Consider the following 21,205-nt stretch of genomic DNA (forward strand, 5'->3'; position numbering starts at 1 on the left):
AGCAGACGCGGTTTCGGCTCATCCTATCCCGGCATCCTCCGTGTTCGCCGGGCTGCCAGCGAACGGTCAGGCACCGAGGACGCGCTCCAGATAGCGGTTGCCGAACCGGCGCTCCGGATCCAGCCGGTCGCGCAGGGCGAGGAAGTCGTCGAAGCGCGGATAGCGCTCCCGCAGCTGATCGGCGCCCAGCATGTGCAGTTTGCCCCAGTGCGGCCGTCCGCCGTGCGCGAGGCAGATCTGCTCGACCGCGTCGAAGTACTCCCGAGGGTCGTGGCGCCAGTACCGGTGCACCGCGAGGTAGGCCGAGGCGCGCTCGTGCGCCGTGGAGAGCCAGCGGTCGTCGGCCGCCGCGAAGCGCACCTCGATCGGGAACTCGATGCGCCACCCGCGTTTCGCGATGAGGGCCTGCACGGCGCGGAACACGGGCACGATCTGGTCCTGCGGGAGCGCGTACTCCATCTCGCGGAAGCGCACCGTGCGGCTCTGCGTGAGTACGCGATGGGAGAGGTCGGTGTACTCGCGGTCCCCCGTGAGCTTCACCGCGAGCCTGCTGAACGGCGGCGTGATCGCCGGAACGGCCACACCGCCGGCGCAGACGGCCCGGTACACGCCGTTCGAGAGCAGCGTCTCGTCGATCCACCTGCCGACTTTCGGCAGCGGACGGCGTACCGCCGACTCCGGGAGCCGCTCCGTGGTCTTCGTGAGCGCCACGTCGGTGTGCGGGAACCAGTAGAACTCGTAGTGGTCCGCCGCGGCCACGCGCTCGTGCACGTCCTCCAGCGCCTCGTCCAGCGGGACCGGCGCGTCGATCGCGTGCATCACGAACGCGGGTACGCACTGCAGCGTGACCTCGACGAGGATCCCGAGCGCTCCGAGGCCGAGGGCCACGGCGGGCAGCATCTCGGTGTTCCGGCTCTCGTCGACGCGGAGGAACTCCCCCGCGGCGGTGATCAGCGTGGCGCCGACGACCTGGGCGGCGATCCCGCGGAAGCCGGCACCGGTGCCATGGGTTCCGGTGGAGATGGCCCCGGAGATGGACTGCCGGTCGATGTCGCCGAGGTTCTCCATGGCGAGCCCATAGGGCGCGAGCAGCGCGGGGATGCGGTGCAGACGGGTGCCGGCGAGCAGGGTCACGCGCCCTCGGGCCTCGTCCGCGGACACCAGTCCCTGCAGATCGTCGAGTTCGAGCAGCACGTCGGGCGCGACCGCCACCCCGGTGAAGCTGTGGCCGGCGCCGACCGCCTTCACGCGCAGGTTCTGGGCCGCGGCGGCGAGCACGGCGCGCTGGACGCCCTCGGGGGTCCGAGGACGCTCGACCCTGATCGGCCGGACCGACGCCGAACGACCCCAGTTCTGCCAGGTTCCCCCGGGTCGTGTCATAGGAACGCCTTCCCCTCACCGCGATACGTGGGCAGCTCCGCGACGACGCGATCGCCGTCCACGAGGTGGTAGCTCAGGATCCGCTCTGCCGGCTCGCCGCTCTTCGCATGCCGCAGCCAGACGCGGTCCCCGATCCGCAGCGTGCGCGCGGCCTCGCCGCGCAGCGGCGTCTGCACCTCGCCCGCGGCCTCTCGCGGCGCAGTCTGCAGGCCCTGCGGCCACACGGGTGCAGGCTGGCGCGACGCCACCGGGGGCCCGGATGCGATCCATCCGCCGCCGAGGATCGTCGCGATATCGGGTGCGGGCCGGCGCACCACATCGAAGGCGATCGCGCTGGCGGGCGCCGGCGCGAAGGCCCGGTAGCCGTCGAAGAGGTGCCCCGCGAGCAGCCCGCTTCCTGCCGTGATCTCGGTGAGGGCGGGATCGGATCCGGTGTACTCGAGGGATCCCGTCCCTCCTCCGGTAACGAACTCGAGGGGCACGAGCGCCCGTACCGCCTCGACGATGCGCGCGCGCCGCTCGCGCAGCTCCTGGCGCGACTGCGCCTGCACCGTCCGGATCAGAGTGTCCCCGCTGCCGGTGTCGTCGCCCTGTCCGGCGATCTGCGCCTCGTACATCTGCAGCCCGACCAGGCGGAATCCGTCGCGCTCGGCGGCGCGACGGGCGAACCGGGCGACCTCCTCCGGTGTGTGCAGCGGCGAGCGGAAGACGCCGATGTGGCCGAGGGCGGGGGCGCGCCACGAGGCGTCGGCGTCGATCGCGATGCGCACCCGGGGGCGCGCGGCGGGGGCGACGACCGCGTCGATGAAGTCGAGCTGGGACTCATCGTCGACCATGAGGGTGATCCGCGCGGCGGCCCGCTCGTCGGCGAGCAGCCGTTCGAGGCTCGGACGGTCGGCGGTCGGATAGGCGAGCACGATGTCGTCATGGTCCTCGGCGAGCCAGAGCGCCTCGGCCAGGGTGAACGCGAGCAGACCGCGGTAGCCCGGTACTCTGAGCGCGGCGTCGATGACCTCCCGCACGCGCACCGACTTCGTCGCGATCCGGATCGGCAGCCCGCCCGTGCGCACCACCATGTCCATCGTGTTGTAGCGGAGCGCGTCGAGGTCGATGACGGCGACCGGCGCGGGCAGGTGCGCCGTGGCCTCGGTCAGCCGCGGCCACCATCGGGCCGGATCCTCCCAGGCGTGCGCAGTGGAACGGGGGGTCGCGTGGCCCTGATCGGCGATGAGCTCGAGCACTCCCCCACCCTATTGGCTCCGAGTCAACATCGCTCACGGTGCCGCGCTCGCTAGGCTCAATGGGCGGCCCCCGTAGCCCAACGGCAGAGGCAGGCGACTTAAAATCGCTTCAGTCTGGGTTCGAATCCCAGCGGGGGCACCGATGCGTGCGCACCGTCGATCTCGGTTTGGGGCGCGTCTGCTCGTTTCGGGGCGCGTCCTGCCGTGAATCCGTGGGATTCTGCGCCCCAAAACGATGGTGGTGCGCGCTACGTTCACGGCCTCGCGCAACGCGCGATACGTTGGCGGGATGCGGTTCCCTGCGTTCGAGGCCTACGCGGCCGTCCGGCGGATGCCTGTCGCGGTCACTCCGGCGACTCAGAACAGCGACTACGAGTCGGGGATCGCCCGGATCGGCGACGAGGCGTGGCACATCAGGACGGCACGGAACACTCCGACCAAGCCCGGCGCCTTCGTCGCCTTCTGGCAGCGGGATGCCGACGGAGCCACGGCGCCATTCGGTGACGACGACCTCGCCGCAGGGCTGTACGTCTTCGTGGAGCAACAGGGCCGCCGCGGCGTGTTCCGGTTCACCAGCGCCCACCTCGCAGCGCTCGGCATCACCTCGGGCAAGCACCCTGGCAAGCGCGGATTCCGGGTATACCCGAACTGGTGCGACGAGCTGAACGCTCAGGCGACCGCCACGCAACGTGCTCAGGGATCCGCGTTCCAGGAGTACTGAGATCAGGCTGAGTCGCCGGTCAGCCGGCCCAGGGCACAGCGCGCCGTCTCCACTGCCTTCTCCGTCGTCGCGACATCGTCGGCCGCCCGCGCCTGCCGGTCTTCGGCGGTCGTCACCTCATCGCGTACGGAGCTGACGGCGGCCCTTGCCGCGGACAACTCCGCTTCGAGCCGCGTGATCCGGGCTTCCCCCTGGGCGGCGCGGTTCGCGGCGTCCCGCACCTCCCGGTCCGCGGCGGCCAAGTCCCGGCCGGCGCGGGCGTGCGCCTGCTCGGCGTCGTGGAGCGTGCTCTGCGCCTTCCTCAGCTCGCGCCGCGCCTTGACCTCGTCCACGGGCACGGGCGGCGCCTCCGGCGTGTCCGGTGCACCGCCACCGACGACCGCGTCGAGATCGAGCGGGAACTCCGACGCCGGCTCGAGTTCGTGCACGAGCCGGCCGGATGCGACGGCCGCGGCTGCGCTCGCGTCGAAGAACGCGGCAGTGATCGTCTGTCGGACGGCTTCAAGGGTCGAAGCAGTGACTCTCTCCCCGCGTGCCGCCGCCAGGGCGGCGGCATCGTCCGAGAGTCGGTTCGTGAGGGCGCGGCGTTCACGGGTGAGGCGCGCGAGCGTCACCGCATCGATGTCGGCCTGCGCCTCCCTGAGCTCGTCGGCCAGGCGCAGCGCTTCCCCGAGCTGCTGTGCACGCTCGCGGGCGAACACGTTCACGACCCACGCGGAGACGCTCGGCTTTCGCAGCGCCCTAATGCGCGCAGCGAGATCGGCGTCGTCCGCCTCCTTCGCACGCGCGTTCCGGGACGACACGAAGTCGCCCGGCGACCCTGCGTACAGGTCCGCCGCGATCGTCTCGAGGTCGGTCACGGTTCCTCCCGTTCCATCATTCCCGACGATTCTCCTCGCCCCGCGCCCTCGCGGGCAGATCCGGCTGTTCCGAGCTTCGAACCGTCACGACGTCCGGATCGCCCTCGGGCTCGGCATGGCGGGAAAGCGCAGGTACGGGATCGCCCGCCCCCGCGCGCACATCGCTCCTGCTCTCGCCATCTTCGATGAACGCGACCTCGACCTCGGATCCCCACTCGACAGTGACGTCCGAGGCGGGAGACTGCGCCGTCACCCAGAACAGTCCCGGCCAGGTGAGCGCACGCAGACTCGGCCCATCTGGATCCGGGCCGACCAGCACCAACCCCAGCTCCGCAGCGGCTTCTATCGCGACATGGACGGGCTCACCGACGAAATCCGGGACGACGACACGACGACGCTCACCCATCTCCGCTCCCGTCGCCGAGACCGGACTCCAGCCAGACGGCGTTCCAGTCCAGGATCCGCGGCTCGGCGAGCCCCTCGGTCGCGAACGGATCCGCGGCGATGAAGCGCTCCGCAGCCTCGCGCGACGAGAAGACGCCCATGGATCCGGCGGCAGGATCCGCTGTCGCGAACGGGCCGAGTGCGATCAGACCGTCCCCCGCCTCATGAAAGGTCCGGTAGTACGCCTGATGACGAGGGAAGACCTCGAGGATCCGGGCGCGATCGACGCCGTCGCGCAGACGGTAGAGGACGACGACATTCATCGGTCCATCCCCTCAGTGCCGGAACGCCGGACTCGCGGTCCGATCCGGCAGCGGCGAGGTCAGCGAGTCCAGATACGCGACCTCCTCGCGGATCGTGGCGAGCAGCGCCTCGGCGAGGTCCATCGTGACGCCGTTGCGGATCACGATCCGCTGGACCGTGATCTCCGCCAGGTCGTCCGGCAACGGGTAGGCGGGAATCAGCCAGCCCCGCATCCGCAGCCGGTCGGACAGGTCGTAGAGCGTCCAGTTCGCGGTGTGCCCGTCGACGAGGCGCCAGGCGAACACGGGGATCGTCGAGCCGTCGCTGATGAACGCGAACGGCTCCATGCCGCCGATCCCGTCGGCGAGGTAGCGCGCCACGGCTCGCGAGGTTCCTTGCACCTCCGCGTACCCCTCCCGCCCCAGCCGCAGGAACAGGTAGAACTGCAGCAGCACCTGCGCACCCGGCCGCGAGAAGTTCAGCGCCAGGGTCGGCATGTCACCGCCGAGATAGCTGACCCGGAACACCATCGACTCCGGCAGCGCCTCCGCGTCGCGCCAGACGACCCAGCCGAGCCCCGGATAGACCAGCCCGTACTTGTGTCCTGAGGTGTTGACCGACGCCACGCGGCCCACTCGGAAGTCCCACTCGAGATCCGGATCCAGGAACGGCGCCACCATTCCCCCCGAGGCCGCGTCGACGTGGATCGGAACGTCGTGGCCGTGCTCGGCGGCGATGGCGTCGAGCGCCGCGGCGATCTCGGCGACGGGCTCGTACGCGCCCGTGTAGGTGACACCCAGGATCGCGACCACGCCGATCGTGTTCTCGTCGACGTACTGCTCCAGCAGTGCGCCATCGAGGGCCGGATGCTCCGCGCTCACCGGCACGTAGCGCGGCTCCACCTCGAAGTAGTTGCAGAACTTCTCCCAGCAGACCTGCACCGCGCTGGACATCACGAGGTTGGGCCGGGACGCGTCCTGCCCTGCCGCGCGCCTTCTCTCCTGCCAGCGGCGCTTCAGCGCGATCCCGGCGAGCATGCACGCCTCGCTGGATCCGATCGTCGACGTCGCAGGCGCCGCCGCCGCATCAGGAGCGTGCCAGAGCTCGGCGATCATCCGCTGGCAGTAGGTCTCGATCGCGGCCGTCTGCGGATACTCGTCCTTGTCGATCATGTTCTTGTCGACGGCCTCGGCATAGAGCCGCTGCGCCTCCTCGTCCATCCAGGTGGTGACGAAGGTGGCCAGGTTCAGCCGCGCATTGCCGTCGAGCATGGTCTCGTCGCTCACGACGTGATAGGCCGTGAGCGGATCCATGCCGCGGTCCGGGATCCGGTGCTTGTCGACGAAGAGGCCGGATCCGGCCCGGCGGTGCAGCGGGTTGACGTGGATGCGTTCCTGCGACATGGTGCCTCCGGATCCGAGCGCGGCGTTCGGGCGCCACCATAGCATCGGCGTCGATCCGGGCCGTGAAAGGCGAACGCCCCCGGATCCGCGCTCGTGAGCGGAATCCGGGGGCGTTCGGGAAGGTCTTACTTGGCTGCGGCCTCGGCGGGCTTCTTCGCAGTGGCCGGGCGCTGAGCGGCGGCGGGCTTGCTCGCGGCGGGCGCGACGGCAGCGGGCGCCGGTGCGGCGTCCACAGCCGGTCGCGGACGCGCGGCGAACTCGTCGAACACCGCGCGCGGCGTCTGCAGCGCCTCGAGACCGACGATGTCGCGGCCGAGCCAGAGGTTGTTCCACCAGCCCCACAGCACGCGGAACTTGCGCTCCCACGACGGCATCGCGAGGCCGTGGTAGCCGCGGTGCGCGACCCAGGCCACGAAGCCCTTGAGCGCGAGCTTGCCGGACTGGAAGACGCCGTTGTAGAGGCCGAGGCCCGCCACGGCGCCGAGGTTCTTGTGGAAGTAGTCCTTGGGCGTCTCACCGCGCAGCACCGCGACGAGGTTCTTCGCGAGCAGCTTGGCCTGACGGACGGCGTGCTGCGCGTTGGGCACGCACATGCCGCCGACGCCGCCGCCAGACAGGTCGGGGACGGCCGACACGTCACCGGCGGCCCAGGCTCCCTCGACGAACGCCTCGGGGGTGCCCACGCGCAGGTCGGCGCGGGTCTGGATGCGTCCGCGCTCCTCGACCGGGAGGTCGCCGCCGCGCACGACGGTGGGGTTGGCCATGACGCCCGCGGTCCAGACGATGAGGTCGGACGGGATGACCTCGCCGGTGGACAGCTCGACGTTGCCGTCGACGGCGCCCTTGACCTGCGTGTCCAGGTGCACGTTCGCGCCGCGCTTGGCGAGATCCTTGAGCACCCACTCGCTGGTCTTCAGCGAGACCTCGGGCATGATCCGGCCCATCGCCTCGATGAGATGGAAGTGCGTGTCGTCGAACGACAGCTGCGGGTACTTCGAGATGAGCGACGAGGCGAACGAGCGGAGCTCGGCGAACGCCTCGATGCCGGCGAAACCGCCGCCGACGACGATGACCGTGAGCAGGCGGTCCCGCTCGGGCCCGGCCGGGATCGAAGCAGCCCTGTCGAAGTTCGACAGCAGCTTGTCGCGCACGGCGACGGCCTCTTCGATCGTCTTGAGCCCGATCGCGTTGTCGGCGATGCCGGGGATCGGGAAGGTGCGCGAGACGGCACCGGCGGTCACGACGATCTGGTCGTACGCGAACTCGTACGGCTCCCCCATGGCCGGCGCGATCGTGGCGACCTTGTTGGCGTGGTCGATGCCGGTGACCTTGGCGGTCACCACGTTCGTGCGCGAAAGGTGGCGACGGTGGGCGACGACCGCGTGCCGCGGCTCGATCGACCCGGCGGCGACCTCCGGCAGGAAGGGCTGGTAGGTCATGTACGGCAGCGGATCCACCATCGTGACCTCGGCCTCCCCCTTGCGGAGGTGCTTCTCGAGCTTCCACGCGGTGTAGAAACCGGCGTAACCACCGCCCACGATCAGGATCTTGGGCACGGCAGTGCTCTTTGCCACGGTGCTCTCAGTCACGGAGGCTTACTCCTCAGTCATCGGGATTTTGGCGTGCAGATGCGCGCGCCGAACGGATGCGCCGGGCAGCAGCGGTGACGCCAAGCGCTATCAGGATACCAGGCACCGTGAGTGCGACGAGCGGCAGGGTACCGTACAGCAGCGAATCGGGGCTGGGGATCAGCGGCGAGGTGGCCTTGGTGGGCGTATCGGCGCGCGGCAGCGGCGGGATCGCGAGCGGCGTCGAGGTCGGCTGCGCGGGCGCAGGAGCCTGCGCCCGTCGATTCAGACGGATCCAGTCGGACAGGTCCCCGAGCGGGTTCTGGTCCACCGACGGCAGCGACGCGGACACGGCTGCGGCCGCGTCGATGAGACCGTAGCCGTACAGCGGGTCGGGGTGCGCGGTCGCCTGCGGTGCGGGACGCGCGGTCTGGATGATGTGGTTGATCACGTTGTTCGCGTCCATGTCGGGATGCGCCGCGCGCACCAGCGCGACCACGCCCGCCACGATCGGAGCCGCACCGCTCGTGCCGTTCCAGGTCTCGATCGTCCCGTTCGCGTCGACGCCGAGCAGCGACTCGCTGGGCGCGGAGACGGCGATCGAGATGCCCTGTGTGGACGCGGCCTTGCTCGCGACGCCGTGCTGATCCACTCCTCCGACCGCGAGAACGCCGGGGATCGTCGCGGGGGCGCCGACCATGGCCGTGCCGCTGCCGCGGTTGCCCGCCGCCACCACGACCACCACGTCGTGCTCGAAGGCGTAGAGGAACGCGTCGTCCCAGCTGGAATCCCATTCCAGGGTGTTCGTGGTGAAGGACAGGTTGATCACGTTCGCGCCGTGATCGACCGCCCACTTCATCGCCTCCGCCACCTGCTTCGCGAAGGGCACCGGGGCCGTGGCGCCGAAGCCGAGCGAGATCGAGAGCAGCTTCGCGTCGGGCGCGACGCCGATCATGCCCGTGCCGTCGGCGTTGGGCCTCCCCGCGGCGAGGGAGGCGACCCTCGATCCGTGGTCGCTGTCGAGCGGACCGAGCGGGGTGCGCCCGTCGTCGGAACCGATGCCGGAGACGTCGGTGCCGTCGGTGACGGCGCCGTCGAACTGCGACGGGCCCTTGGCGATGCCCGTGTCGATCACCGCGATCGTGACCCCCGCGCCGCGCGTGGTCTTCCATGCCGCGTCGACGTGGGCGCCCTCGAGCCAGTACTCGGCGGCCCGTTCGGGATCCGGGGTCGGGGTGGGCGTCGGAGTCGCCCCGATCACGAGCGGCGCCGCGAGCGCGAGCGCGAGCACCGCCACGACGGATCTGATCCGCCGCGCGTTCGGGGGGCGTGTGGTCAGCGAGGTCATCGGACTCGGATCAGCGCGCCCGCGCAGTTCCCGGCTCGATGCATTCGCAGCGCTCGGGCGACCAGCGCGCGCGGCGCAGGGCCTCGTCGCCGATCGGGTTGACGCCCTCCCCCGCGGCCAGCGCGTGACCGGCCAGCGCGTGCAGGCACTTGACGCGCGCGGGCATCCCGCCCGCGGAGACCCCGGCGATCTCGGGGACGTCGCCGTACTGCGCACGATCGGAGAGATACGCCTGATGCGCCCGCAGGTACGCCGCGGCGGTGTCCTCATCGTCCAGCAGCGCGGCGAGCTCTGGCATCACGTGCTCGGCCTCGAGGGTCGACATCGCGGCGGCGGCGGCCGGGTGGGTGAGGTAGTAGAACGTCGGGAACGGCGAGCCGTCGGCCAGGCGCGGCAGAGTCGCGACGACCGTGGGGTTGCCGCACGTGCAGCGCGCGGCGATGCCGACGACTCCCCTGGCCTCGCGGCCGAGCTGTGCGGAGACGACCGCGATCTCGGCGTCGGTGGGCGGGGCGAAGGGGGGCGTGGTCACCCCTCCAGGGTACGTGGTCCGCCTGCGGGACGCCTCAGCGCGCGCCCGAGCCTGCGGCCGTCTTGGCGAGACCCGCACCGGTCACGCTGCGCAGAAGCTGGCCCGCCCAGTCCGAGGACTTCTCCTTCACGGTGTCGCTCACGGGCCCCTGTTCGACGGGTTGCGCAGCCGGGTCGATGTCGTTGTCGATGAGGTAGACGACTTCGCCCGGCTTGACGTAGAACAGCCGTTCCCTGGCCTGCGCGGTGATGTACGCCGGATCGTTCCAGCGCTCGCGCTCCGCGGTGAGGGCGTCGATCTGCTTCTGCGTGACCTGCACGGAATGCTCCAGCGCCGCGATCCGCTGCTTCTGATCGAGGTACGTGCCGAGCGTGGGCACGAGCACCCACGCGCCAAGGATGACGAGCGAGAGCATGATGACCATGAACCCGCTGAGCCGGATGCCGCCGACCCAGCCGCGAACGTCGACCGCGCGCGGCGCGCGCGTCCCGCTGTCGTTCGCCGGCCCGGCGGACGTGGACGACGAAGGAGGAGTCCGACGTGGTGTCATGACTCCTCCTCCGTGTCCGTCAGCGGCCTCTGGCCGATGACCAGACCCGCGGTATGCGGTCGTGCAGCTCAGCCCTTGAAGCGCGGGAAGGCGGAACGCCCGGCGAAGACCGCCGCGTCGCCCAGCTCCTCCTCGATGCGCAGAAGCTGATTGTACTTCGCGACGCGCTCCGATCGAGCGGGCGCGCCGCTCTTGATCTGGCCCGAGTTCACAGCGACGACGAGGTCGGCGATCGTGGTGTCCTCGGTCTCGCCGGAGCGGTGCGAGAGCATCGTGGTGTAGCCGGAGCGGTGCGCGAGGCTGATCGCGTCGAGGGTCTCCGACAGCGTGCCGATCTGGTTCACCTTGACCAGCAGCGAGTTCGCGACGCCGAGGTCGATGCCCTTCTGCAGGCGCTCCGGGTTGGTCACGAACAGGTCGTCGCCGACCAGCTGGATCTGGGTTCCGAGCTTCTCGGTGAGGGCCTTCCAGCCGTCCCAGTCGTCCTCGGCGAGGGCGTCCTCGATCGTGACGATCGGGAAGTCCTTGACCAGGCCCACGTAGTAGTCGGTGAGCGACGCGGCGTCCCAGTCCTTGTTGTCCAGACGGTACACGCCCTCGTTGTAGAACTCGGTGGCGGCGGCGTCGAGGCCGAGCGCGATGTCCGTGCCGGGCGTGAAGCCGGCCTTCTCGATCGCCTTCACCAGGAACTCCAGACCCTCGCGGTTGCTGGGCAGGTCGGGGGCGAAGCCACCCTCGTCGCCCAGACCGGTCGCGAAGCCGGCCGCCTTGAGCTCGCCCTTGAGCACGTGGTAGACCTCGGTGCCCCAGCGCAGCGCCTCGGAGAAGCTGTCGGCGCCGATCGGAGCGAGGAAGAACTCCTGCATGTCGATGCCGTTGTCGGCGTGCGAGCCGCCGTTGATGACGTTGAACAGCGGAACGGGCAGCAGGTGCGCGTTGGGGCCGCCCAGGTAGCGGAACAGCGGCAGGTCGGCCGCGTCGGCGGCGGCCTTGGCGACCGCGAGGCTCACGCCCAGGATCGCGTTCGCGCCCACGCGGCTCTTGTTCTCGGTGCCGTCGACCTCGATGAGGATCTCGTCGATCACGCGCTGCTCGCTCGCCTCGACGCCCTCGATCGCGGGGCCCAGCTCGTCGATGACGGCCTCGACGGCCTTCAGCACGCCCTTGCCGCCGTACCGGCTCTTGTCGCCGTCGCGCAACTCGTACGCCTCGAACGCACCGGTGGACGCGCCGGACGGGACGGCGGCCCGCTGCACGATGCCGTCGTCGAGCAGAACCTCCACCTCGACGGTCGGGTTGCCACGGGAGTCGAGAATCTCGCGTGCGCCTACAGCCTCGATCAGTGCCACAGAGTGCTCCTTGTTCAAGAGGGAAGTGGGGTGGTGGAGCGACGTCGATCCGCCGCCCAGTCTAGTCGGAGCCGCTCTCGCGGCGCAGTCGACGAAGCGCCGCGCGCACGACGAAGGGCCGCGCGGATGCGTCCGCGCGGCCCTTCCGGAAATCCTTGCTTACTTGTAGGACTTCACGACGTCGAGCAGGGCCGGGACGTTGGCGTACGCCTCGGCGGCGTTGTCCTTGGTCACGATGACCGGCGCGAGCAGGAACGACGGGACGACCTTGACGCCGTTGTTGTACGACTTGGTGTCGTTCACATCGGCCTTGTCGCCCTTCTGCAGCTCCTGCGCCATCTTGATCGCCTGGGCGACGAGCAGCGTGGTGTCCTTGTTGATCGTGGAGTACTGCACGCCCTCCATGATCGACTTCACGGACTCGACCTCGGAGTCCTGACCGGTGACCACGGGGACCGGCTTGCCGGCCTGCTGCACCGAGGTGATGATGGCGCGGGCGAGCGTGTCGTTCGGGCTCAGCACGCCGTCGATGGTCGCCGAGCTGTAGCTGGAGGTGAGCAGCGAGTCCATACGGCGCTGCGCGTTCTCCGCCTTCCAGCCGTCGGTCGCCGTCTGGGTGATCTCGGTCTGACCCGAGACGACCTTGAGGGTGCCGTCCTTGATCTTCGGCTCGAGCACGTCCATCGCGCCCTTGAAGAAGACCGCCGAGTTGGCGTCATCCGCAGATCCGGAGAACAGCTCGATGTTGTACGGCGCCGGGTGGCCCGCGCGCTTGGCGAGGCCGTCGAGCAGGGCCTGACCCTGCAGCTGGCCGACCTTGAAGTTGTCGAACGCGACGTAGTAGTCCACCGCGTCGGTGTTCTCGATCAGGCGGTCATAGGCGATCACGGTCGCGCCGGCGTCGTGCGCGGCCTTGACCTGGGTGGACAGCTGCTTGCCGTCCTTCGCCCCGATGATGATGACCTTCGCACCGCCGGTGACCATGGCCTGGATCTGGTTCTGCTGCTCGGCGACCGTGTTGCTGGCCGGCGCGTACTGCACGTCGGGCTTGAAGCCCGCCTTGGTCAGACCGTCGGTGAACAGCTTGCCCGCGAGCACCCAGTTCTCACTGGTCTTGTCCGGCAGGGCGACACCGATCTTGGCGTCGGCGGCGAAGCCCTTGGCCGCGGCACCGCTCGAGGCGGGGGTTCCGCCGCGCTCGGACGAGCAGCCGGTGAGGGCGAAGGCACCCGCGACGACGACCGCTGTCGCCGAAAGGAGGATCTTCTTCATTGGGATCTCTTTCTCTTGTGTGTGCATCTCAGGTGAATGCAGGATCGTGCCGCGAACGGCGCGGACCTCTTTTACTTGCCGCTCGCGGTGCCGGGAGCGGTGGTGGCGAAGGGTTCCTCCGCGCGGGAGAACCGACGGGTGATGAAACCCGTCAGGGAGGGGCGGCCCTGCTGCTTGTTCCAGACGTCGACGGCGACCGCGAGCAGCAGCACGAGGCCCTTGACCATCGAGACCACGTCGGCGCCGAAGCCGAGGAGCGCCATGCCGTTGTTGAGGAAGGCCATGACCAGACCACCGATGATGGATCCGATCACGGTGCCGATGCCGCCGGAGACCGCGGCGCCGCCGATGAACACCGCGGCGATCGCGTCGAGCTCCCAGCCGTTGCCGTCCTGCGGACCGGAGGCGGTGGCGCGGGCGACATAGATCATCGCCGCGACCGAGGCGAGCACCGACATGTTCATCATCACGAAGAAGTCGGTCCAGCGGTCCTTCACACCGCTCAGGCGCGCAGCCTGGCGGTTGCCGCCCACCGCGTACAGGTGGCGGCCGAACACGGTGTTGCGGGTCACGAAGGTGTAGACGATCACCAGGACCAGCAGGATCACTCCCGAGACCGGGAAGCTCGTCCCGGGCCGACCGGTCGCGAACAGCCATCCGGCCACGAGGATCAGGGCGGAAAGGATGACGACCTTGACGACGCTCACCCAGACCGGGGCCACGTCGGTGCCGGCCTTGCGCTGCGAGCGGCGCAGGAAGCCCTCGAACACGACGACCCACACCACAGCCAGGACCGCGAGCAGCATCGTGAGGAAGTTGAACGGCACCGGGATCGGCAGTTCGGGCAGGTAGCCGGCGCCGATGTACTGGAAGTCCGCGGGGACCGCGACCGACGTGGACTGGCCGACCCACTGATTCGCACCGCGGAAGAACAGCATGCCCGCCAGCGTCACGATGAACGCGGGGACACCCACGAACGCGACCCAGAAGCCCTGCCAGGCACCGACCAGCACGCCGAGCGCGAGACCCAGCAGGATGGCGGCCCACCACGGGAAGTGCCAGTCCGCCATCGACTTGGCCACCACGATGCCGACGAACGCGGCGACCGAGCCGACCGAGAGGTCGATGTGGCCCATGATGATGACCATCACCATGCCGATCGCGAGGATCAGGATGTAGGAGTACTGGTTGACGACGTTGATCAGGTTGCCGGGAGACAGCGTCAGCCCGCCGGTCCAGACCTGGAAGATGATGATGATCACGACCAGGGATCCGAGGATGCCGAACTGGCGGAGCGTGGACTGGCCGCCGCCCATCATCTTGGAGATGTCGCGGAAGCGGAAGCCCTCTTCCGGAGACGGCGTCGTCGTCGGAGGGGTGGGGGTGGTCGTGGTGCTCATGCGGACGCTTTCTGAGTAAGGGAGGTCATGCTGCGCATGAGCGCCTCCGGGGTGGCTTCGGATGCCGGGAGGCAGTCGGTGACCCGCCCCTCGAACACGGTGTAGATGCGGTCGGACATGCCGAGGAGTTCGGGCAGCTCGCTGGAGATGACGATGACGCCCTTCCCCTGGGCCGCGAGCTCGTTGATGATGCCGTAGATCTCGTACTTGGCGCCGACGTCGATGCCGCGCGTGGGCTCGTCCAGGATCAGCAGATCCGGATCCGTGAACATCCACTTCGCCAGCACGACCTTCTGCTGGTTGCCGCCGGAGAGCGTGCCGACGCCCTGATCCACGGTCGGGGTCTTGATCCGCAGGGACTTGCGGTAGCGCTCCGCGACCTTCGCCTCCTCGATGTCGTTGACGACGCCGTTGCGAGCGATCTTCGAGAGCTTGGCCGAGACGATCGAGCGCTTGATCGTGTCCAGCAGGTTGAGGCCCAGCACCTTGCGGTCCTCGCTGACGTAGGCGAGGCCGTGCCTGATCGCGCTGCGGACGTCGGGGAGCGAGATCTCCTTGCCGTCCTTGATGATCATTCCGGAGAGGAACTGGCCGTAGGAGCGCCCGAAGATGCTCATCGCGAACTCGGTGCGGCCGGCGCCCATGAGTCCGGCGATGCCGACGACCTCGCCGCGGCGCACCTCGATGCTGGAGCCCTTCACGACCATGCGCTCGGCGACCGAGGGGTGACGCACCCACCAGTCCTTGACCTCGAAGAACACGTCGCCGATCTCCGGGGTGCGGTCGGGATAGCGGCTCTCCAGCGAGCGGCCGACCATGCCGCGGATGATGCGGTCCTCGTTGATCTCGCCCCGGCCGACGTCGAGCGTCTCCACCGTGCGTCCATCGCGGATGATCGTGATCTCGTCGGCGATCTGCTCGATCTCGTTGAGCTTGTGGCTGATGATGATCGACGTGATCCCCTTGGCCTTCAGGCCCAGGATCAGGTCGAGCAGGTGCTGCGAGTCGTTCTCGTTCAGCGCCGCCGTCGGCTCGTCGAGGATCAGCAGCTTGACGTCCTTGTTGAGCGCCTTGGCGATCTCGATGAGCTGTTGCTTGCCGACGCCGAGGTGCTTGACCGCGACATCGGGGTCCTCCTTGAGGCCGACGCGGGCGAGCAGTTCGACCGTGCGCTGCTTCTGCGCGGTCCAGTCGATGCGCGGGCCGCGACGGATCTCGTTGCCGAGGAAGATGTTCTCGGCGATCGACAGCTCCGGGATCAGCGCGAGCTCCTGGTGGATGATCACGATTCCGGCATGCTCGCTCGCCGCGATGTCCTTGAAGCGCTGCTCCTGGCCGTAGAGCAGGATCTCGCCGTCGTAGCTGCCGTACGGGTACACCCCGGACAGCACCTTCATCAGCGTGGACTTGCCGGCGCCGTTCTCGCCGCAGATGGCGTGCACCTCGCCGGTGCGAACGGTGATCGACACTTCCGAGAGGGCCTTCACGCCCGGGAACTCCTTCGTGATGCTGCGCATCTCGAGGATCGGTCCCGCCACAGTGGGCAACGCCGTCGTCTCGCTCACGGATCTCCTTCGATACCAGGTCCGGTGATGTTCCAGGCAATGTTACCGTTCACATCGGGATACATCGTGCCTCCCGCGCTTCGGCAGTGTCAAGTGCCGAAGCCGAATTCGTGTCCTTACCGTGACGCCGCGGATTCGCGTCCGCACAGCACAGGCACGACGGGGCCGAACGCCGGCACGGTCTCTCCGCGCAGCTGCGCCAGCAGGATCCGCACGGCGCGACGGCCGAGTTCGGCGAAGTCCTGATGCACCGTCGTCAGCGGCGGAGCGACATGTGCCGCGACCGGAATGTCATCGAAACCCACCACGCTCACGTCGATCGGAACACGGAGTCCCGCGTCTCGGAAGCCGTGCATGAGGCCGATCGCCATGAGGTCGTTCGCTGCGAACACGGCCGTGAAGTCGCGCCTGCGGGCGAGCTCCTGGCCCGCGAAATAGCCGAAATCAGCGGTCCAGTCGCCGCGGATCGGCGGAATCGTCGGCAGGTCGGCATCGCGCATCGCGTCCAGGTAGCCGCGCATGCGCGACTCCGCCTCGATCCAGTCCTGGGGTCCCGCGAGATGCAGGATGTCGCTGTGCCCGAGCCGGATCAGGTACTCGGTGATCATGCGGGCGCCTGCGAGCTGATCCGCGGAGTGGCTGAAGCCGTCGGATCCCGAGGCCGTCTGCAGGCTGACGAACGGCACCGAGACCGCCATCCCCCGCAGCACGTTGAAGACCCGCACCTGCGGTGCGAGCACCACGATGCCGTCGACCGCCTCCCGCACCAGCTGACGCACCGCCGCGCCGATCGCCTCGGGCGTGGTGTCGGGCAGGTTCAGCGTGCTGACGGAGTAGCGCTCCGCACGCGCCGCGTCCTCGATCGCCGCGATCGAGGACGTCGGTCCGAACTCGCCCGTCGTCGCGGACAGGATCCCGAGCGTGTTCGAACGGCTGGTGGCGAGTGCCCGCGCCGCGATGTTTGGTCGGTAGTCCAGCACGCGGATCGCGTCGAGCACCCGTTCCTTGGTCTCGGGACGGATGCTGGGATGGTCGTTGAGCACGCGCGAGACCGTCTGGTGGGAGACCCCCGCGAGGCGCGCGACATCGCGGATGCTGGGCATCCGGGCGCGCTCGGAGGAGGTCGACATGCAGAGCCTCCTCGATGTGCACGGTCACATGGATGAGTCCATTATGGGGGTCGGAGCGTTCCGGCGCGCATCTGCTCCGCCGCCGCCTCGCCCGCGATCTTGTCCTGGTGCACCGGAATACGCGGGAACTTCGTCCGAGCGGATCGGCCGCCCTCGCACGGAGACTGGCACCGTAGTGACGTGGACACTCTGCTGCGCGGCGGGCGCGTCATCGACCCGAAGACCGGTTCCGACAGGATCTCCGACCTCCTGATCTCCGATGGCAGGATCGCGGAGATCGGATCAGGGATCGCCGCACCGGAGGCGGCGACCGTGATCGACGCGGACGGTCTCATCGTCGGGCCGGGTTTCGTCGATCTGCACAGCCACGTGCACTCGATCGCCGGACATCGCCTGCAGGCCATGGACGGCGTCACCACGGCGCTCGATCTGGAGGCGGGCCTCATGCCCGTGGCCGAGGCGATCGCCCGCGCCGGCCGCGAGGGACGTCCGCTGAACTACGGATTCTCCGCCTCCTGGGCACAGGCACGCGCCTATGCGCACCTCGAACGCGTTCCGGTCGCCGACTTCACCGCGTCGATGGACCTCCTCGGCGACCCGGGCTGGCAGCGCTCCTCGAGCCCGGCCGAGCGGCGCCGCTGGCTCGGGCTGCTGGAGAACGAGCTCACCGCCGGAGCCCTCGGCATCGGCGTGCTGATGGGCTACGCCCCGCGCTCCGACCCCGACGAGTACCTGGAGCTCGCCCGGCTCGCCGCCGCGGCCCACGCCCCGACCTTCACGCACGTGCGCGAGCTGATCGAAGCGGACCCCGCCACCCCGATCGACGGTTCGGAGGAGCTCGTGCGCGCGGCGGCGGAGACGGGTGCCGCGATGCACCACTGCCATGTGAACAGCACATCGCTGCGCCACATCGACAGGGTGCTGGCGCTGCTGGACCGCAGCCGCGCAGCCGGATCCCGGGTCACGGTCGAGGCCTACCCCTACGGCGCAGGCAGCACCGCGATCGGCGCGTTCTTCCTCGCGCCGGAGAAGCTCGCGGGCCTGGGCATCGCCCCGACCGCGCTCGTGCTCGTGGACACCGGAGAGCGCATCGCCGACGAAGCCCGGCTGCGCGAGGTGCGCGCCTCCGATCCCGGCGCCGCCTGCATCGTCACGTTCCTGGACGAGGCGGATCCCCTCGATCGCGCCCACCTGCACCGGGCGCTCGCCTATCCCGACGCGATCGTCGCGAGCGACGCGATGCCGATCTCGTGGCCCGGATCCGGCGAGTCGTCGACGGTGTACGAGCAGCGCCGCTGGCCGCTTCCCGAGGGCGGCCAAACGCACCCGCGCACGGCCGGGACCTTCGCGAAGTCCCTGCGCCTCATGGTCCGCGAATCCGGCGCCTGGAGCTGGACCGAGGCGTTCCGCCGCTGCTCCTACCTGCCTGCGCGCGTGCTGGACGAGGCCTCCCCCGCGATGCGCGCGAAGGGGCACCTCACCGTCGGCGCCGACGCCGACATCGTGGTGCTCGACCCGGCCGCGATCACCGATCGCGCGACGTACGCCGACTCGACGCGCCCTTCGCAGGGCGTGCGGGAGCTGTACGTGCACGGCACGGCCGTCGTGCACGCCGGAGACATCGTGGCCGACGCCCATCCGGGACGCGCCGTGCGAGGCGCTGCGTGACGAGGACGGCGCGTCGCGCCGCCCGCGCCCGCTGATCGGCGGGGCCTTGTCCGGGGGCACCAAGGTCTCCGGAAGCCTCGTCGGCACGCACCAACGGGACGCGGATCAGCGCGAATAGTCTCGGCCCCATCGCCGTCTCCCCCTGACCGACGGCGCACTCGACGAAGAGGAGCGCACATGTCCGACCTGAACGAAATCGGCACCTGGGTGCGGGAGAACCTGCCCGCGTTGATCGCCGAAGCACACGTCCCCGCCGCATCCGTGGGAATCCTCGCCGGCGGCGAGGTCTTCACCGCGGCGGCCGGCATCCTGAACAAGAACACCGGGGTGGAGGCCGATGAGGACTCGGTGTTCCAGATCGGCTCCATCACGAAGACCTGGACCGCGACGCTCATCATGCAGCTCGTCGACGAGGGGCTGCTCGACCTCGATGCCCCGGTGCGCGACACCGTCCCCGCGTTCGCGATCGGGGACGATGCCGCGGCCTCCGCGATCACCACCCGCCAGCTGCTCAGCCATGTGAGCGGCTTCGAGGGCGACCTCTTCAACGACACCGGCGTCGGCGACGACGCGGTGGAGAAGTACCTGGCGACGATCGCCGACGCCCCTCAGCTCTTCGCCCCCGGCGAGCGCTTCTCGTACAACAACGCCGCCTTCGTGGTGCTCGGCCGCATCGTCGAGGTGCTGCGCGGCCAGACGTACGACCAGGCGCTGCATGCGCACCTCGCCCGCCCGCTGGGACTCACGCACGTCGCGACGGATGCTTCGCAGGCGATCATGTTCCGCGCGGCGCTCGGCCACATCCCCGGCGAAGACGGCGAACCCGTCCCCGCGCCGGTGTGGAGCCTGGTGCGCTCCAACGCCCCGGCCGGATCCATGCTCGCGATGACCCCTCGGGATCTGCTGGGGTTCGCGGGCATGCACATGGCCGGCGGCGTCGCCCCCGACGGCACCCGGGTCCTGTCCGCGCAGAGCGTCGCGGCGATGCAGGAGCGCCAGGTCGACCTCCCGGATCTCGGCGTGCTCGGCAACGCCTGGGGCCTGGGCTGGGAGATCTTCGACTGGGCCGGTGGCCCGGTCTACGGTCACGACGGCGGCACGATCGGGCAGAACGCGTTCCTGCGCTTCGTGCCCTCCGCGGGTGTCGCCGTGGTGCTGCTCACGAACGGCGGCGACACGGTCGGTCTCTACTACGACCTGTTCTCGAAGATCTTCTCGGCCCTCGCCGGCGTCGACATGGCTCCGCTCCCCGTGCTCCCCGAGTCGCCGGTCGAGGTCGACCTGGACCGCATCCTCGGCACCTACTCGTCCTCGGTCTCGGACTCCACGGTGAGCGTCGACGACGAGGGTCGGATCTGGCTCACCCGCACGATGAAGGGGATCTTCGCCGAGCTGGGACCGGCTCCCGCGCCCGTGGAGCTCGTCGGCTGGTCCGGCGACAGCCTCCTCCCCCGGGAGCAGAACCACGGCATGCGCATGCCGCACGCCTTCGTCGGCGACGACGGCAGCGGCCGCGCCCTGTATCTGCACACCGGACGCGCCGACCGCCGGGTCGACGCATGAGCACCCTCACCGCGACGCCGACCTCGATCGCCGAGATCTTCGCGGACGCGGATGCAGAGGGCTTCCTGCACGCCCGCGAGATCGGGGCCGGGACCGGCCCCGAGGTGGACTCCGGCGCCGACGAGCCCGTCGTGCTCGCCTCGGTCTTCAAGATCCTCGTGCTCACCGCCTACGTCCGGGCCGTCGCGGCCGGCACGCTGGACCCGACCGAGAGGACGACCGTCACCGCGCGCTACCGCATCGGCGGCATCGGCACGGCCGGGTTCTCGGACGACGTGCAGGCGAGCTGGCGCGATCTCGCTCAGAACATGATGACGATGAGCGACAACGCCGCCACCGACGTCCTGTACCACCGTCTGGGCGGCGACGCCGTCGATCGCGTGATCGCCGACCTTGGCCTGCGGAACACGCGGCTCATCGGGTGCTGCGAGGATCTGTTCGCCTCTGTGGTGGCCGACCTCGGCGGCTCCGCGGACGACGATCTGGAGGAGCTGCTCTCCGGCACGGAGCCCGAGCGGCTGCTCGGGATCTCCGCGCTCGACCCCGCCCGGACCTCGGCATCCACTCCGCGTGACGTCACCACGCTGCTGAACGCCCTGTGGACCGACACCGCCGCACCCGCCGAGGCCTGCGCGCAGGCCAGGGCGATCATGGCGCAGCAGATCTGGCCGCACCGGCTGACCTCCGGGTTCCCGAACGGAGTGACGCTCGCGGCGAAGACCGGAACGCTCCCCCGCTGGCGCAACGAGGCGGGTGTCGTCACCTACCCCGACGGCCGCCAGTACGCCGTCGCCGTGTTCACCCGCGCGCACACGCTCGACGAGCGCCTTCCGCGCGTCGACGCCTCGATCGGCCGCGCCGGTTTCGCCGCCGTCGAGCGACTGCGCGCCGAGCGGTCCTGACCTCCGGGCCGATCCGCCCAGGATCGGCCCGGACTCCCCTCACCGCTCCTCTCCTCCCCCCTCTCC

The 21,205-nt window shown here is 69.8% G+C and carries 19 protein-coding genes and 1 tRNA gene; 5 read left to right on the top strand and 15 right to left on the bottom strand.

Annotated elements, in window-relative coordinates; genetic code table 11:
- Positions 1-66: 66 nt before the first annotated feature.
- Both CQ044_RS11625 and CQ044_RS11630 read right to left on the bottom strand, forming a co-directional pair.
- Entirely contained in the window at positions 67-1,380 is a 1,314-nt protein-coding gene (locus CQ044_RS11625) for a D-arabinono-1,4-lactone oxidase (protein WP_105688609.1), read from the bottom strand.
- A complete protein-coding gene (locus CQ044_RS11630; RefSeq protein ID WP_105688610.1) occupies positions 1,377-2,621 on the bottom strand; it encodes an alanine racemase in 1,245 nt (414 codons plus the stop codon). Before CQ044_RS11630 ends, CQ044_RS11625 begins: the two co-directional genes overlap by 4 nt.
- A gap of 66 nt (positions 2,622-2,687) precedes the next feature.
- Here CQ044_RS11630 and CQ044_RS11635 point away from each other — a divergent pair.
- Positions 2,688-2,760, top strand: a tRNA-Leu gene (locus CQ044_RS11635).
- A 150-nt stretch (positions 2,761-2,910) separates the two neighbouring features.
- Positions 2,911-3,342 (top strand): MepB family protein, encoded by a 432-nt coding sequence (locus CQ044_RS11640; RefSeq protein ID WP_105688633.1) that lies wholly within the window; start codon positions 2,911-2,913, stop codon positions 3,340-3,342.
- Between the two features lie 2 nt (positions 3,343-3,344).
- Here CQ044_RS11640 and CQ044_RS11645 read toward each other — a convergent pair whose 3' ends face one another.
- The 13 genes from CQ044_RS11645 to CQ044_RS11705 form a co-directional block, all read right to left on the bottom strand.
- Complete coding sequence (locus CQ044_RS11645; protein ID WP_105688611.1) at positions 3,345-4,202, bottom strand: transposase; 858 nt, start codon at positions 4,200-4,202, stop codon at positions 3,345-3,347.
- Between the two features lie 16 nt (positions 4,203-4,218).
- Positions 4,219-4,608, bottom strand: coding sequence for a PASTA domain-containing protein (locus tag CQ044_RS11650; RefSeq protein ID WP_181158290.1), 390 nt, complete (start codon positions 4,606-4,608; stop codon positions 4,219-4,221).
- The gene (locus CQ044_RS11655; RefSeq protein WP_105688612.1) at positions 4,601-4,909 is read right to left on the bottom strand and encodes a YciI family protein; all 309 of its coding nucleotides are present in this window, start codon (positions 4,907-4,909) and stop codon (positions 4,601-4,603) included. The genes CQ044_RS11650 and CQ044_RS11655 overlap by 8 nt, the downstream gene beginning before the upstream one ends.
- A gap of 12 nt (positions 4,910-4,921) precedes the next feature.
- On the bottom strand, positions 4,922-6,292 hold the full coding sequence (locus CQ044_RS11660) for a glutamate decarboxylase (protein ID WP_105688634.1): 1,371 nt from the start codon (positions 6,290-6,292) through the stop codon (positions 4,922-4,924).
- Between the two features lie 125 nt (positions 6,293-6,417).
- Complete coding sequence (locus CQ044_RS11665; protein ID WP_105688635.1) at positions 6,418-7,848, bottom strand: NAD(P)/FAD-dependent oxidoreductase; 1,431 nt, start codon at positions 7,846-7,848, stop codon at positions 6,418-6,420.
- A 46-nt stretch (positions 7,849-7,894) separates the two neighbouring features.
- Entirely contained in the window at positions 7,895-9,208 is a 1,314-nt protein-coding gene (locus CQ044_RS11670; protein WP_105688613.1) for a S8 family serine peptidase, read from the bottom strand.
- 10 nt (positions 9,209-9,218) lie between these two features.
- On the bottom strand, positions 9,219-9,740 hold the full coding sequence (locus tag CQ044_RS11675) for a DUF501 domain-containing protein (RefSeq protein WP_105688614.1): 522 nt from the start codon (positions 9,738-9,740) through the stop codon (positions 9,219-9,221).
- Positions 9,741-9,774: 34 nt separating this feature from the next.
- The gene (locus CQ044_RS11680) at positions 9,775-10,290 is read right to left on the bottom strand and encodes a septum formation initiator family protein (RefSeq protein ID WP_105688615.1); all 516 of its coding nucleotides are present in this window, start codon (positions 10,288-10,290) and stop codon (positions 9,775-9,777) included.
- Positions 10,291-10,358: 68 nt separating this feature from the next.
- The gene (gene eno, locus CQ044_RS11685; protein WP_105688616.1) at positions 10,359-11,639 is read right to left on the bottom strand and encodes a phosphopyruvate hydratase; all 1,281 of its coding nucleotides are present in this window, start codon (positions 11,637-11,639) and stop codon (positions 10,359-10,361) included.
- Positions 11,640-11,798: 159 nt separating this feature from the next.
- Positions 11,799-12,911, bottom strand: coding sequence for a sugar-binding protein (locus tag CQ044_RS11690; RefSeq protein ID WP_105688617.1), 1,113 nt, complete (start codon positions 12,909-12,911; stop codon positions 11,799-11,801).
- 71 nt (positions 12,912-12,982) lie between these two features.
- Positions 12,983-14,311, bottom strand: a complete 1,329-nt coding sequence (mmsB, locus tag CQ044_RS11695; protein ID WP_082076722.1) for a multiple monosaccharide ABC transporter permease — start codon at positions 14,309-14,311, stop codon at positions 12,983-12,985.
- The gene (gene mmsA / locus CQ044_RS11700; RefSeq protein ID WP_181158295.1) at positions 14,308-15,828 is read right to left on the bottom strand and encodes a multiple monosaccharide ABC transporter ATP-binding protein; all 1,521 of its coding nucleotides are present in this window, start codon (positions 15,826-15,828) and stop codon (positions 14,308-14,310) included. The genes mmsB and mmsA overlap by 4 nt, the downstream gene beginning before the upstream one ends.
- Positions 15,829-15,992: 164 nt before the next feature.
- Positions 15,993-17,006 (bottom strand): LacI family DNA-binding transcriptional regulator, encoded by a 1,014-nt coding sequence (locus CQ044_RS11705; protein ID WP_105688619.1) that lies wholly within the window; start codon positions 17,004-17,006, stop codon positions 15,993-15,995.
- 180 nt (positions 17,007-17,186) lie between these two features.
- Between CQ044_RS11705 and CQ044_RS11710 the strand changes: the two genes are divergently transcribed.
- The 3 genes from CQ044_RS11710 (at position 17,187) to CQ044_RS11720 (ending at position 21,139) form a co-directional block, all read left to right on the top strand.
- The gene (locus CQ044_RS11710; protein WP_105688620.1) at positions 17,187-18,674 is read left to right on the top strand and encodes an amidohydrolase family protein; all 1,488 of its coding nucleotides are present in this window, start codon (positions 17,187-17,189) and stop codon (positions 18,672-18,674) included.
- A 177-nt stretch (positions 18,675-18,851) separates the two neighbouring features.
- On the top strand, positions 18,852-20,237 hold the full coding sequence (locus CQ044_RS11715) for a serine hydrolase (RefSeq protein WP_105688621.1): 1,386 nt from the start codon (positions 18,852-18,854) through the stop codon (positions 20,235-20,237).
- Positions 20,234-21,139 (top strand): serine hydrolase, encoded by a 906-nt coding sequence (locus CQ044_RS11720; protein WP_105688622.1) that lies wholly within the window; start codon positions 20,234-20,236, stop codon positions 21,137-21,139. Before CQ044_RS11715 ends, CQ044_RS11720 begins: the two co-directional genes overlap by 4 nt.
- Positions 21,140-21,205 lie beyond the last annotated feature (66 nt).

This window comes from Microbacterium sp. MYb64, assembly GCF_002979495.1.
Classification (GTDB): Bacteria; Actinomycetota; Actinomycetes; order Actinomycetales; family Microbacteriaceae; genus Microbacterium; species Microbacterium azadirachtae_A.

Coding starts and splice junctions, on each gene's coding strand:
- CQ044_RS11720 (WP_105688622.1), top strand. CDS start 20,234: ATGAGCACCCTCACCGCGACGCCGACCTCGATCGCCGAGATCTTCGCG.
- CQ044_RS11650 (WP_181158290.1), bottom strand. CDS start 4,608: ATGGGTGAGCGTCGTCGTGTCGTCGTCCCGGATTTCGTCGGTGAGCCC.
- CQ044_RS11670 (WP_105688613.1), bottom strand. CDS start 9,208: ATGACCTCGCTGACCACACGCCCCCCGAACGCGCGGCGGATCAGATCC.
- CQ044_RS11690 (WP_105688617.1), bottom strand. CDS start 12,911: ATGAAGAAGATCCTCCTTTCGGCGACAGCGGTCGTCGTCGCGGGTGCC.
- mmsA (WP_181158295.1), bottom strand. CDS start 15,828: ATGCGCAGCATCACGAAGGAGTTCCCGGGCGTGAAGGCCCTCTCGGAA.
- CQ044_RS11640 (WP_105688633.1), top strand. CDS start 2,911: ATGCGGTTCCCTGCGTTCGAGGCCTACGCGGCCGTCCGGCGGATGCCT.
- CQ044_RS11705 (WP_105688619.1), bottom strand. CDS start 17,006: ATGTCGACCTCCTCCGAGCGCGCCCGGATGCCCAGCATCCGCGATGTC.
- CQ044_RS11660 (WP_105688634.1), bottom strand. CDS start 6,292: ATGTCGCAGGAACGCATCCACGTCAACCCGCTGCACCGCCGGGCCGGA.
- CQ044_RS11625 (WP_105688609.1), bottom strand. CDS start 1,380: ATGACACGACCCGGGGGAACCTGGCAGAACTGGGGTCGTTCGGCGTCG.
- CQ044_RS11655 (WP_105688612.1), bottom strand. CDS start 4,909: ATGAATGTCGTCGTCCTCTACCGTCTGCGCGACGGCGTCGATCGCGCC.
- CQ044_RS11680 (WP_105688615.1), bottom strand. CDS start 10,290: ATGACACCACGTCGGACTCCTCCTTCGTCGTCCACGTCCGCCGGGCCG.
- mmsB (WP_082076722.1), bottom strand. CDS start 14,311: ATGAGCACCACGACCACCCCCACCCCTCCGACGACGACGCCGTCTCCG.
- CQ044_RS11715 (WP_105688621.1), top strand. CDS start 18,852: ATGTCCGACCTGAACGAAATCGGCACCTGGGTGCGGGAGAACCTGCCC.